11 protein-coding genes are annotated in these 12917 nt (G+C 40.4%); 8 read left to right on the top strand and 3 right to left on the bottom strand.

The annotated features are described in order from the left end of the window. The first annotated feature begins 58 nt into the window (after positions 1-58). From treP to ACIFPW_RS04485, 4 genes are all read left to right on the top strand, one after another. Positions 59-1462 (top strand): PTS system trehalose-specific EIIBC component, encoded by a 1404-nt coding sequence (gene treP / locus ACIFPW_RS04500; RefSeq protein ID WP_430242337.1) that lies wholly within the window; start codon positions 59-61, stop codon positions 1460-1462. 92 nt (positions 1463-1554) lie between these two features. Beyond that, positions 1555-3246 (top strand): alpha,alpha-phosphotrehalase, encoded by a 1692-nt coding sequence (gene treC / locus ACIFPW_RS04495; RefSeq protein WP_430242334.1) that lies wholly within the window; start codon positions 1555-1557, stop codon positions 3244-3246. A gap of 4 nt (positions 3247-3250) precedes the next feature. After that, on the top strand, positions 3251-3970 hold the full coding sequence (gene treR, locus ACIFPW_RS04490; RefSeq protein ID WP_430242332.1) for a trehalose operon repressor: 720 nt from the start codon (positions 3251-3253) through the stop codon (positions 3968-3970). A gap of 111 nt (positions 3971-4081) precedes the next feature. Beyond that, a complete protein-coding gene (locus ACIFPW_RS04485; RefSeq protein ID WP_430242330.1) occupies positions 4082-4573 on the top strand; it encodes a GNAT family N-acetyltransferase in 492 nt (163 codons plus the stop codon). Between the two features lie 33 nt (positions 4574-4606). On the opposite strand, the gene ACIFPW_RS04480 is transcribed toward ACIFPW_RS04485, so the two are convergent. After that, positions 4607-4747 carry a hypothetical protein gene (locus ACIFPW_RS04480; RefSeq protein ID WP_430242327.1) on the bottom strand — a complete coding sequence of 47 codons (141 nt, stop codon included), beginning with the start codon at positions 4745-4747 and terminating at the stop codon, positions 4607-4609. A 170-nt stretch (positions 4748-4917) separates the two neighbouring features. Here ACIFPW_RS04480 and ACIFPW_RS04475 point away from each other — a divergent pair, with 170 nt between their 5' ends. Both ACIFPW_RS04475 and ACIFPW_RS04470 read left to right on the top strand, forming a co-directional pair. Next, a complete protein-coding gene (locus ACIFPW_RS04475) occupies positions 4918-6012 on the top strand; it encodes an NAD(P)H-dependent flavin oxidoreductase (protein WP_430242325.1) in 1095 nt (364 codons plus the stop codon). 263 nt (positions 6013-6275) lie between these two features. Next, positions 6276-7277: a zinc-dependent alcohol dehydrogenase family protein gene (locus ACIFPW_RS04470; protein ID WP_430242323.1), complete on the top strand. Its 1002-nt coding sequence runs from the start codon at positions 6276-6278 to the stop codon at positions 7275-7277. 131 nt (positions 7278-7408) lie between these two features. On the opposite strand, the gene ACIFPW_RS04465 is transcribed toward ACIFPW_RS04470, so the two are convergent. Then, positions 7409-8260, bottom strand: a complete 852-nt coding sequence (locus ACIFPW_RS04465) for a glycine betaine ABC transporter substrate-binding protein (RefSeq protein ID WP_430242321.1) — start codon at positions 8258-8260, stop codon at positions 7409-7411. Between the two features lie 132 nt (positions 8261-8392). Here ACIFPW_RS04465 and ACIFPW_RS04460 point away from each other — a divergent pair, with 132 nt between their 5' ends. Beyond that, complete coding sequence (locus tag ACIFPW_RS04460; protein ID WP_194221031.1) at positions 8393-8587, top strand: hypothetical protein; 195 nt, start codon at positions 8393-8395, stop codon at positions 8585-8587. Between the two features lie 83 nt (positions 8588-8670). Here the strand turns inward: ACIFPW_RS04460 and ACIFPW_RS04455 are convergent, their stop codons facing one another. Continuing rightward, a complete protein-coding gene (locus ACIFPW_RS04455; protein WP_430242319.1) occupies positions 8671-9309 on the bottom strand; it encodes a LysE family translocator in 639 nt (212 codons plus the stop codon). Positions 9310-9647: 338 nt separating this feature from the next. Here ACIFPW_RS04455 and ACIFPW_RS04450 point away from each other — a divergent pair, with 338 nt between their 5' ends. Then, positions 9648-12890: an SNF2 helicase associated domain-containing protein gene (locus tag ACIFPW_RS04450; protein WP_430242317.1), complete on the top strand. Its 3243-nt coding sequence runs from the start codon at positions 9648-9650 to the stop codon at positions 12888-12890. Positions 12891-12917 lie beyond the last annotated feature (27 nt).

Here is a 12917-nt window from a genome sequence, read left to right as displayed (position 1 = left end):
TGCGCTATACATCAACTCTCTTAGGATCTATCTAATTATTTCTAAGGGGGAAGAAAACATGGCGATTAATCGAGAGTCTGTCGAACAGATCCTGGAAGCCATAGGCGGTAAGGAAAATATTTCGACCGCAACACATTGTGTAACCCGTCTGCGTCTTGTTTTGCATGATGAAAGTAAAGTAGATACAAAAGCACTTGAAGAGAATGAGCTTGTCAAAGGTTCTTTTTCGGCGAATGGGCAGTTTCAGGTAGTTATCGGTCAAGGAACCGTTGATAAAGTATTTAAGATCTTTGCTGAGATGGCAGATATTGAAAGCGCGTCCAAACAGGACGTGAAGGATGCGGCTGCAAGTAAGCAAAATATCCTCCAGCGCGGTGTGAAAACACTTGCTGATATTTTTATCCCGATTTTACCTGCAATCGTAACAGCTGGTTTGCTTCTTGGGATTAATAATATTCTCACAGCACCGGATATTTTCTTTAGTGATCCACTTGTAGAGGTGTACCCACAGTGGGCAGATTTAGCGAGTATTATTAACCTGATTGCTAACACAGCCTTCGTCTTTTTACCTGGTTTAATTGGTTGGTCAGCAGCGAAGCAATTTGGCGGAAGTCCATTGCTCGGTATTGTTCTAGGTCTTATTCTCGTTCACCCTGATCTCCTCAATGCATGGGCATATGGAGAAGCCGACGATATTCCAACATGGAATTTGTTCGGACTTGAAATAGAGAAGATTGGGTATCAAGGGCAAGTCTTGCCTGTTCTTGTGTCAGCTTATATATTAGCCAAAATTGAAACGTTTCTTAATAAGCGGATTCCAGATTCTATTCAAATGCTCATAGTGGCTCCTGTTGCCCTTCTTGTAACTGGATTCCTAGCGTTTACTCTTATTGGACCGGTGACATTCTGGATTGCAAATCTCTTAACGGATGGTTTTATTGGATTATTTGATTTTGCACCAGCTATTGGTGGATTAGTGTATGGGGCTTTATATGCGCCACTCGTTATCACGGGAATGCACCATACGTTCCTTGCTGTAGATTTGCAGTTAATCGGCAGTACGGGAAGCGCATTCTTATGGCCGATGCTGGCACTTTCCAACATCGCCCAGGGTGCAGCGGCACTTGCGATGATGCTGATTACACGTAATGAGAAAACGAAAGGACTTGCAGGTACTTCAGCAGTCTCTGCTTTCCTTGGCGTCACTGAACCTGCGCTATTCGGTGTGAATTTACGCTTTAAGTTCCCATTCTTTGCAGCAATTATTGGTTCAGCTGTGGCTGGTCTTGTTATTACGGTTAGTGGTGTTGAAGCGACATCGATCGGTGTAGGTGGTATACCAGGATTCCTTTCAATCTTTAAAGAATACTGGGGTGCTTTCTTTATGGGGATGGCCATCGCACTCGTCGTACCATTTGTTTTAACATTCTTGTATGGGAAAGTTAGAAAAGTAAGCGAGTAAATAAAAAGGAGCGATATCATCAGGCACTTAAGCTGCTCCGATGGTATCGCCTTTGTTTGTTTTTTCAAGTATACAATTAGGAGTTGATTGATATGCAACAACCATGGTGGAAGAAGTCAGTCGTTTATCAAATTTATCCGAAAAGCTTTAACGATACGACTGGTTACGGTACGGGGGATATTCAAGGCATTATTGAAAAGCTGGATTATTTAAGTGAACTTGGAGTGGATGTCGTTTGGCTAACACCGATCTATGATTCACCTCAGAATGACAATGGATATGATATTCGAGACTACTTTAGTATTTATGAAGAGTATGGAACAATGGAGGATTTCGATCGTCTTCTTCAAGAAGCCCATTCAAAAGACATTAAGATCATTATGGATATCGTTGTGAATCATACGTCTACCGAGCATCAGTGGTTCGTCGAGTCTCGTAAATCAAAGGATAATCCTTATCGAGACTATTACATCTGGAAAGATGGCGTAAATGGAGCAGAACCAACAAACTGGCAGTCAAAATTCGGTGGTAATGCGTGGCAGTTTGATAAAGAAACCGGTCAATATTACTTGCATCTTTTTGATGTCACACAGGCTGATCTTAACTGGGAGAATGAAAAAGTAAGAGATGAAGTGTATGATATGATGACATTCTGGTTTGAAAAAGGGGTCGATGGTTTTCGTCTCGATGTGATTAACCTTATTTCGAAAGATCAGAATTTCCCAAATGATGATGGTTCTGTAGCGCCTGGAGACGGACGTAAATTTTATACAGATGGTCCAAAAGTGCATGAGTATATGAACGAAATGAATCGCAATGTGTTTATGAAATATAACAGCATGACGGTTGGGGAAATGTCTTCCACAACGATTGACAACTGCATTAAATACTCTAATCCTAAGCGAAATGAATTGAGCATGACATTCAATTTCCATCATTTAAAAGTCGATTATCCTGATGGAGAAAAGTGGTCTGTAGCCGATTTTGATTTCCTAAAGCTAAAAGAAATTCTATCAACATGGCAGGCGGAAATGTATGAAGGTGGAGGCTGGAATGCCCTCTTCTGGTGTAACCATGACCAGCCCCGAATCGTATCACGCTACGGGAATGACGGGGAGTACAGACGTGAGTCAGCCAAAATGCTAGCGACAACAATGCACCTGATGCAAGGTACTCCGTATATTTATCAGGGAGAAGAAATTGGGATGACGAATCCAAAGTTTGATGCGATCTCATCTTATCGCGATGTAGAATCGTTGAATATTTACTCCATTCTTAAAGAGGAAAAAGGGTATAGTGAAGAGGAAGTACTCGAGATTTTGCGTCATAAATCAAGAGATAACTCAAGAACGCCTGTTCAATGGAATTCAGAAGCTAACGCTGGGTTTACAACAGGGGAACCATGGATACCCGTTGCGAAAAACTATGAAGACATTAACGTCGAAGATACTCTTAATGAGAGTCATTCAGTATTTGAACATTATCAGAAGCTAATCGCACTTAGAAAAAATATGGATTTGATCACATACGGTGACTATGAGCTTCTTTTAGCTGAACACCCACAGCTTTTCGCTTATGTAAGGAACGGTGAAAATGAAAAGCTTCTTGTGATCAATAATTTCTATGAAAGTGAAGTAACGTTTGAACTTCCGGAAGATGTGGAAGTAAATGGTTATCATGCAGAGGTTCTATTATCGAATTATGAAGACACCCCTAACACTTTCAAGAAAGTGTCATTGCGACCATATGAGTCGATTGCTTATCATCTAACTAAGGCAAGGTGAGTCTATGAAGCAAACCAAGTACCAGCAAATATATAATGATCTCTCTCTGAATATACAAAATGGTACCTATCAACCGAATACTAAATTACCTTCAGAACACGAGTTAGCGGAAGCGTACGGAACATCGCGAGAGACGATTCGTAAAGCTCTTAATTTGCTTTCTCAAAATGGTTTGATTCAGAAAATTAAAGCGCGAGGATCTGTCGTTCTCGACCTTAACCGCTATGAATTTCCGGTTTCTGGTCTTGTGAGCTTTAAGGAAATTTCTCAAAAAATGAATCGCTCTTCTCGTACCATCGTTCATGATCTAGAAAAAAAACTTCCATCGAAATGGGTTGCTGAGCAGTTGGAGCTAAAAGACAATGCACAAGTATGGCATGTTGTAAGAGCTCGTGAAATAGATGGAGAGAAAATTATACTTGATCGCGATTATTTTCCAGTAGAATTTGTTCCAGAGCTCACAAAAACAATTTGTGAGAATTCGATCTATGATTATTTAGAGAATGACCTTGGCCTTGTCGTAAGCTATGCTAAAAAGGAAATTGTAGTGGAAGAGGCGGATGAAGAGGATCGTTTCTACTTGGATTTGCATGATTACAATCATGTTGTCGTGGTTCGAAACTACGTTTATCTAAATGACACCACATTAATTGAGTATACTGAATCCAGGCACCGTCTTGATAAATTTAGATTTGTTGATTTTGCTAGACGTGAAAAGCAATGAAAGAAGCGCTCCTATAATTAGGAGCGCTTCTTTATCTTACTGTCATATTGAATTCTCTTAGTTGACGAGTAATAATGAACAAAAGAGTTAGGTTGGAGAGGAGTCTTTCATGTGAGGGTTAAAGAAGAAAACATCTATCTTGTGAAAGCTGAAAAGGATCATATTAGTGCATTGAAATCATTCACTCTAGATGAAAGGCAGCTCGCTTTCACGTCGATGCCAGTCCCTGCATATGAGAAATGCCAGATCGATCATGATCGCTTTCCTGTGGTTATTATGGAAAAGGATCAGCCAGTTGGCTTTTTCGTTCTAGATCGTGGGGATGATACCTTCTCGTATTCAGATAATACTAAGGCCGTTCTGTTAAGAGCGTATTCAATCAATCGACCTGAGCAAGGAAGAGGGATTGCGAAAGCCTCTTTACAGCTGCTAGAACAGTTTGTAAAAAGGCATTTCCCTAATTGTCATGAAATCGTTCTTGGGGTTAATGAAGACAATGAAGCAGCTAAGAAGATTTATTTAGGAGCGGGGTTTATTCATACTAATAAGAAAAAGAACGGGCGCTCAGGGCCTCAGGCTATTCTAAAATATCCAGTTATATAGCTTCGTTCTTTGCAACTAAAAAGCCAGGAGAATTTACTCCTGGCTTTTGATACACGCTTTTTGTAGGCTATATTCTATTAAGAATGCTTGGAATTCTTCTTTAGTGACATAAGCTTCCATTGCTTGTTCCACGACAACATGCCATTCCTCAGGCAAATAAGCGTTTTCTTTCAAGACTCATTCCCCCCTGCGACAATAATGTTAACCATTTATGTATATTTGGTTAACATTATCATAGCGGTAGATCAATCGAATTGCAATATAAATTCCTCAGCGTAATTGGAAGGAGTCATTCTTTTTATAAAGAAGTATTTGAAAGGGCAAAGGAAGAGATAGAAAGGAAGATGGTAGTCTTGTGGAATGAAACTCTCGTAACTTCCATATTAAACATCGAATATCCGATCGTACAGGCGGGGATGGCCGGAGGGGTGACAACACCTCAATTAGTTGCTTCTGTATCGAATACGGGAGGCTTAGGCAGCTTAGGGGCTGGGTACATGACACCTGATCAAATGCGGATCGCGATAAAAGACATTAAACAGTTCACGTCAAGGGCTTTTGCTGTTAACTTGTTTATTCCTGAGGAGGATCACTCCTCCAATGAAGTGGTGGAGCAGACGAAGCAGGTGCTTCAGCGCTATGCTACAAAACTTGGTATAGAAGACTATAGTTATAAAGAGAAGCCTTTTTCGGCTTTAAAAAAAGAATACAAAGAAAAGCTTAAGATTTTAATAGAGGAAGATGTACCCGTATGTAGCTTTACTTTTGGAATTCCTTCAAAAGAGGAAGTTCAGCAACTAAAGCGTAAAGGAATTATCCTTATCGGAACGGCAACGACGGTAAATGAAGCCATTATCAATGAAAAAAGCGGAATGGATCTTGTGGTGATGCAAGGGGCAGAAGCGGGTGGACATCGCGGCACTTTTGAAAGTGAAGTTGATTCGTCCCTTGTCGGTATTTCCTCTCTTATCCCACAAACGGTTGATGTCATAAATATTCCTGTTATAGCGGCTGGTGGAATCATGGATGGACGAGGAATTCTCAGTATGCTTGTTCTTGGAGCTGGAGCTGTTCAGATGGGAACAGCATTTGTGACGTGTCAAGAAAGTGGGGCTCACCTTCTTCACAAACAAGCGATATTAACGAGCACGGAAGAACAAACAATGATCACACCCGTATTTAGTGGGAAGTCTGCTCGTGGTATAAAAAATGATTTTATGACCGAAATGACTGAATCTAACTTACCCATGTTTCCTGGTTACCCAGTGTTAAACACTTTAACAAAAGAGATTCGTAAACAAGCAGCTGAGCAAAATCATCCTGAATGGATGTCATTGTGGTCGGGGCAAAACCCACGGTTGAGTACTTCGAAATCCGCGGAGGAAATAATTCGAGATAGCGTCTCAGAGGTAAATAACATCATCAATAGGATTTCGTAATCAAGATACATCCAGCTTACTAACCATATCCAAATGAACGTGAAGAAGCCCTTCTCAAACTAGTGAGAAGGGCCACTTCAATGACTTGCATTGATAGGCCGGTCATCTGACAGCACCTTTTATTATGAAAAGATAATGACCGGCTGTATAATGAGTTTGGTCATAAATTCTGAATGAAATACCTGTTTGTTTAGAAAGATATCGGGGAAACGCAGAAGAATGAACAAGGTAATTTGAATTAGAACCAGGAAGGGTGTTTAGTCATGAAAGCAGTTGTGATTAACGAATTTGGAGCACCATCAAATTTTCGTATAGAAGAGCTCTCATCAAGAGAATTAAAAGCTGGTGAAGTGAGAATTAACGTGAAAGCAACAAGCGTTAATCCAGTGGATATGAAAATACGATCTGGTCAAGCAGAAGCGTTTGCTCCAGCATTTCCAGCCGTTCTACATGGAGATGTAGCTGGCATTGTGGAGGAAGCATATGAAGGAAGCGCGTTTAAAAAAGGTGACGAAGTATTTGCTTGTGCAGGCGGAGTAAAAGGCCTCGACGGAGCACTGCGTGAACAAATGATTGTTGATCAAAAGCTTGTAGCTAAGAAACCAGCGCGTTTATCTATGAAAGAAGCTGCCGCATTGCCGCTCATCTCTATCACGGCGTGGGAAGCGCTCATTGATCGAATCAATGTAAAGCCAGGACAAAATGTTCTTATTCACGGTGCGACAGGCGGCGTTGGGCACATCGCTATTCAGATTGCTAAATCACTAGGTGCCATCGTCTATACGACAGCTTCAACGAATGAGAAAATGAAGATGGGTCAAGAACTCGGTGCTGATTACGCGATCAATTATAAAGAAACGTCTGTCGAAGAATATGTTAATCACTATACAGATGGAAAAGGTTTCGATGCTGTTTTTGATACAGTAGGCGGAGATAACATGGAAAAGTCATTTCAAGCAGTGAAAAATGGCGGAGACGTTGCCTGTATTGTTGGCAGTGGTGAACACGATATGACACAACTTTATGTGAAAAGTGCTTCGTACCATGGTGTTTTAATGCTCGTTCCGATGTTAACGAATGAAGGAAGAGAGCATCACGGAGACATTCTAAACCGCGTTGCGCATATGGTAGATCACGGCATATTAAAGCCGGTTTTGGATGAACAAAGCTTTACTTTTACTACAATCGGTGACGCTCATGCACGACTTGAATCAGGAAAGACGATTGGCAAAGTTGTTGCAGAAAATGATTTGACACATTCTTAAATATAACGTCAAATAACGAAAAGGAACCCATTCGGGTTCCTTTTCATATTGGTTAGTCAAACAAATGAACTAAAAAATAAAGCCATTCATGAGAGCTAATAGATAAAGAATTCGAAGATGAGTTCAGGCCGTTATTCAGTCCATTGAGAGACAAGCTCTTCGTTCTCTTCAACCCACTGCTTTGCGCCTGTTTCGGTGTCGTCAGCATTCTTAATCGTTGCCATTAGACTACCGAGTGAATCATCATCCATCTTCCAATTGTTCATCCACTTAACGATTTCAGGGTGATCGTCACTGAAATCTGTTCTTGTCATAAAGTAAATATCGTCCGCTTCACCAAAGACATTTTTGGGATCTTCCAGGTACTTTAAGTCATATTCTGCAAAAGCCCAGTGAGGATTCCACAGCGTGACAATAATAGGTTCTTCGTCTTCATAAGCTTTCTTAAGCTCACTCATCATCGCTGGACCAGAGCTATCGACAAGGTCATAATTTAATTCATATTCATCAACAGCCGTTCTGCTCATTTCCATCAAGCTAGCGCCAGGATCAATTCCAACAATTTGCTCTAATCCAAGTTCGCTTTTTTTGTCGTTCAGTTCTTCTATACTATTGATATCCATATACGAAGGAACAACGAGGCCAAGACCAGTACCCTCATACCATGTTTCTTGCATCTCAACATCTTCTTTGTACTCTTCATATAGTGGTTTATCAGTCGTAGGTAGCCAAACCTCTGCTGCTACATCAAGGTCGCCTTGTGAAATACCAGCCCAAACTGGTGACTTTTCCATTGATTTTAGTTCAATGTCGTATCCTTTTTCTTCAAGTATCACTTTCCACATATTTGAAACGGCGATATTTTCAGCCCAGTTGTTTAATCCAAACGTAACCGTTCCTTTCGATTCTTCACTTTCTCCAGATCCACAAGCTGCTAGAATTGAAAGTGCTGCAATGACTAGGACTAAGATTCCTCTCCTCATAGATACTCTCCTTTTTCTTTCTTATTTTTTGTGCGAAAACGCACATGTTTTCTATCATAACAAATGTGTCACACTTTTGCAGGTTTATTACAGAAAGGAGACAGTGTATGATGAAGGTAGGGAGGGATGGGGATGATCACAATTGCAACAACGCTTATTGTTATTTTTCTTGTTATTATTTTAATTGGTACGCTAATGGTTGCCGGAAAAAGTGATCCTGGGTATGGGAAGAAAGCGAAGAATACAACGGTCACCATTTCCGCTATTTATCTTCTTGTGAGCGTTCTCGCTATAGCAGGCATTGCAGCTTATGTTTATTTTACGTAAACGCATCATTGTAACGAGAATGCTTCTTCAAAACATTCGTAGTCATAAATGAAGACGTAATAGGATTGGCTGCATAGCCAATCCTATTTTGAAGCAACGAAAATCATTTCAGCTGCAAGGTAGCCGAACCGTAAACCAAAAAATAATAATACGAGACTGGCGGTTACACTAATCGCGCGGAGCGTTCGAGGTTTCATTAGTGATTTTCCGAAGTGGACGGTCATACAAAGATTGACATTCCAAAGGCCGATCCCAATGAAAACGAGTGCAGATAAGAAAAAGGCCTGCCATTTGTCTGGCTGTTGCAGTGAAACGCTAAGCACTGATCCGTAAATACCTAGCCAGAAAAGAAGGTTCATTGGATTAAATGCAGCGATCATAAAACCGGTTGCGTAGGAATGAAATAAACCCGTTTTTTCTTTGTCCTCGTCTTCATCAAAACTTACTTGAGATCGAAAGCCTTGAATCCCTGAAATCGTTAAGATAATGGCTCCGAGAATCATTAAACTAATTTGGACAATAGTCAGCTTAACAAAAGTTGCAATACCGAAGTACATCAAATACATGAGTACAAGGTCTGCACTCATTCCACCTGCTCCTACGAAGAGAGAAGACCAAAACCCTTTATGAATTCCTCGCTTCATGATTTCAATGTTAATTGGACCGAGCGGAGCAGCAATTGATAAGCCTAAGATAATGTGAGCAATAGCAATTTCTAGCATGGCGAGCAATCTCCTTTTATCTATGTATTCTGATTCAAGATAAATACTTTTGAGCAGGCTGTTGGAGTGGATAGATATTTGATTTATTCGAATGAAGTGAAGGGTTCACTCGAATGAGTCAAACATCTAGAGATCATTAATCGTAACGAATGTAACCTTGAAATAAGGAATTCCTCTTTCTTTAATACATGTCCAAACGGCCTAAATTAGAAGTCTCATTTTGAATTCAGGGAAAAATATGCTATTATGCTCTTTTGGGTCGCGCAATATTTTGAAGAAGATGTGGAAAATTGTATAATGAAGGTTACTACTACCATTGGAATTGATGTGATGTGGATATGAAGCATTTTTCTATGTTTACTAAAAGTGAAATAAAAGAACGTTTTCCAGTGAGCTTCTATCAAAGAGGTCTCACCTATTTTCAGAATGGGCGCGTATCTGAGCTTACATATGATAAAGAAGATCAGTCTTATCGAGCTTATGTAAACGGAAGTTCTGAATATGGCGTGTTAATTGAGCTACTTGGTGATAACTGGTTTGGGTCTTGTGAGTGTCAAGCATTTGAAACATATGGCACTTGTAAGCATCTTGCTGCTGTGCTTATTGCAATTAGCGAGAAGGGGCCGGAAGAAAGTGAAAAGGAAAAACCATCACAGGTACCTCAATCACCACGAAGCTACAGTGAAACAAATCAGCTCATTCAAGTATTAAGTGATTATCAACCCGAAGCGAACCGCTCAAGATTGAGATCGGATCAGTTGAAGATTGAGTTTACATTGAAAGCGAGCTCTTACCCAACGCTTCGTAAATCTCAAGGAGATTCTCCGTGGACTCTTGAACTTAAAGTGGGGATAAACCGTTTATATGTCGTGAAAGATATTCGCGCATTTCTAGATGCGGTTCTTGATGAGCAATCTTATTTGTTTACGAAAAAGTTCAGTTATGAACCAGATGAACATACGTTTCATGAACTCGATGAGCCTTTTATTCAACTTCTACTCGCAATAAGAAGGAATGAGAAGGTTTATTTGGATTTACCTGATAACTGGGGGCGTTTTACTGAAAACCGTGAATTGATTTTACCCCCACTGACAGCGAACGAGTTTCTTTCAGAGTTTTTAAAGCAAAATCGATTGATTCGGTTTGAATACAATCGGACGCTTTATGAAGAGACCGAGCTTTTTGATGGTGGGTTACCATTTTCGTTTGAAATTGAACAGCGGGATGATGATTACGTACTACAGTTAAATGGGTTTCAAAGTGCCGCTTATTTTCCTACTTATGGATGGTTATTTCATGATGAGAAGCTTTACAAACTGTCGAAAAAACAGCAGTCCTTATTAAGGGATCTGTCTCATTTTCGAAGTGCGGCTAGAAAAAGTGACTTATCCATTTCTCAAACACAGATTGAACCATTCCTTTCTCAGGTCGTACCAGGTCTCAAAAAGCTTGGGGATGTAACGATCTCTGAACAGATCAATGAAAAAATCATTAACCCTGATTTGCGAGCGAGAGTCTATGTAAATGCAGAAGGACAGCGACTTCTAGTTAACGTTGAATATGAATATGGCGAAGATGTGATCAATCCTTTTAAAGATGATTCCCGGATCGTAAATGACCAGGGAGGCATTGTCTTAAGAGACAGTGAAAAGGAACAAACGATTATGTCTCTTATTGAACAAGCATCACTAAAATTCAACGGTAAAGAGCTATATGCAGAAGATGAAGCGGTAATATTTGACTTTCTTTACTGGACGATCCCAGAACTAAATGACCTGGCTGATGTTTTTCTAACAGAATCTGCTCGAGGTTGGTTATTGGATGAATCATCGGCTCCGGTAACATCAGTAGATATGGATCATAGTGGAAATTGGCTTGATGTAAGCTTTGACATGAAGGGATTAGATGAAGAAGAAATTTCTCATATTCTTAAAGCTGTGATCGAAAAAGATCGCTATTATCGCCTTGCGAATGGTGCCTTCGTTTCAATTGAAAATGAAGATTTTCAACATGTTAGTCAGCTATTCGACGACCTGAATATAAAAGAAAAAGATATCGAAAGAGGAGAGCTTCATCTGCCACTCTATAGAGGGCTCCAGCTCGACGAAAGAATGAGCGGTGGAAAGCACGCTTCACGTTATAGCAAGGCTTTTCGAGACCTTATCTCTCGTTTAAAGCACCCGGAAGACCTTCAGTTTGATCTTCCAACAGGGCTAGAAGCTGATCTTCGCTCGTACCAGATGACGGGATATCAATGGCTAAAAGCCCTTGCCCATTATCAGTTGGGTGGGATTCTTGCAGATGACATGGGACTAGGTAAGACATTGCAAAGCATTGCCTACTTGCTGTCTGAGAAAAAAGACAATCCAGAAGCGATGGCGCTAGTTGTCGCACCAGCATCACTTATTTATAACTGGAAAAAGGAGTTTGAGAAATTTGCTCCTGGACTTCAGATTGAAGTGAATACTGGTACGCCAAATGAGCGGAAAGAGCTTCTAAGTCAAGGGCTTCAGCCAGATGTTTGGATAACTTCATATCCGACGCTCAGGCAAGATATTGCCCATTATGAAACCATTCAATTTGATTCCGTTATTCTTGATGAGGCTCAGGCAATTAAGAATCCTGCCACAAAGACCTCACAAGCTGTGAGACAGTTAAGTGCTAAGAAGCGGTTTGCACTCAGCGGAACTCCAATTGAGAATTCACTTGATGAACTATGGGCACTTTTTCACTCGATTATGCCTGGATTCTTCCCGGATCAATCCACGTTCAGAAATTTACCACATGAGCGAATTTCGAGAATGGTAAAGCCATTTATTCTAAGGCGTGTGAAGAAGGATGTACTTAAAGAGCTTCCTGATAAGATTGAGACGGTTCAAGTATCAGAGCTAACAAAGCAGCAAAAAGAACTGTACATTGGCTACTTGCACCGTATTCAGCAGGAAACTAAAGAGAGCCTTGCAGGCGAAGGTTTCCAAAAAAACCGCATGAAAATACTAGCTGGACTTACTCGTTTAAGGCAGCTATGCTGCCATCCGTCTTTATTCGTTGAAAATTACCAGGGTCAATCGGGTAAACTTGAGCAGCTTTTAGATATTGTTACGACATCAATCGAAAACAAGAAACGTCTCCTGATCTTTTCGCAATTCTCGAGCATGTTAAAGATCATTCATCACAAGTTAACGGATTTAGGCTATTCCGCTTTCTACTTGGATGGTCAGACTCCTTCGAAAGATCGAGTTGAAATGACCGAGCGATTCAATGATGGTGAGAATGAAATTTTTCTTATCTCATTGAAAGCAGGAGGAACAGGTTTAAATTTAACTGGCGCCGATACGGTTATTTTGTATGATCTGTGGTGGAATCCAGCTGTTGAGGAACAGGCTGCGGGACGAGCTCACCGAATCGGACAGAAAAAAGTTGTTCAAGTTATGAGGTTAATTACCCAGGGTACCATTGAAGAGAAAATTTATGAGCTTCAGCAAAAGAAAAAAGAACTCATAGAGAAAGTTATCCAACCTGGAGAAACGATGATCTCTAGTCTATCTGAAGATGAAATAAAAGATATTCTGAGCATCTAATCGCTAGAACTTAAGGCATTTATGTAG

Source organism: Pseudalkalibacillus sp. NRS-1564, assembly GCF_050467905.1.
Classification (GTDB): domain Bacteria; phylum Bacillota; class Bacilli; order Bacillales; family Guptibacillaceae; genus Guptibacillus; species Guptibacillus hwajinpoensis_B.
The sequence above is the reverse complement of the archived record's forward strand: the minus strand, read 5'-3'. Positions and strand labels throughout refer to the sequence as shown.

What these genes read in the sequence shown, in the direction of transcription:
- treC (WP_430242334.1), top strand. Translation starts at nt 1,555, where the DNA reads ATGCAACAACCATGGTGGAAGAAGTCAGTCGTTTATCAAATTTATCCG.
- ACIFPW_RS04465 (WP_430242321.1), bottom strand. Translation starts at nt 8,260, where the DNA reads ATGAGGAGAGGAATCTTAGTCCTAGTCATTGCAGCACTTTCAATTCTA.
- ACIFPW_RS04450 (WP_430242317.1), top strand. Translation starts at nt 9,648, where the DNA reads ATGAAGCATTTTTCTATGTTTACTAAAAGTGAAATAAAAGAACGTTTT.
- treP (WP_430242337.1), top strand. Translation starts at nt 59, where the DNA reads ATGGCGATTAATCGAGAGTCTGTCGAACAGATCCTGGAAGCCATAGGC.
- ACIFPW_RS04455 (WP_430242319.1), bottom strand. Translation starts at nt 9,309, where the DNA reads ATGCTAGAAATTGCTATTGCTCACATTATCTTAGGCTTATCAATTGCT.
- ACIFPW_RS04470 (WP_430242323.1), top strand. Translation starts at nt 6,276, where the DNA reads ATGAAAGCAGTTGTGATTAACGAATTTGGAGCACCATCAAATTTTCGT.
- treR (WP_430242332.1), top strand. Translation starts at nt 3,251, where the DNA reads ATGAAGCAAACCAAGTACCAGCAAATATATAATGATCTCTCTCTGAAT.
- ACIFPW_RS04460 (WP_194221031.1), top strand. Translation starts at nt 8,393, where the DNA reads ATGATCACAATTGCAACAACGCTTATTGTTATTTTTCTTGTTATTATT.
- ACIFPW_RS04475 (WP_430242325.1), top strand. Translation starts at nt 4,918, where the DNA reads ATGGTAGTCTTGTGGAATGAAACTCTCGTAACTTCCATATTAAACATC.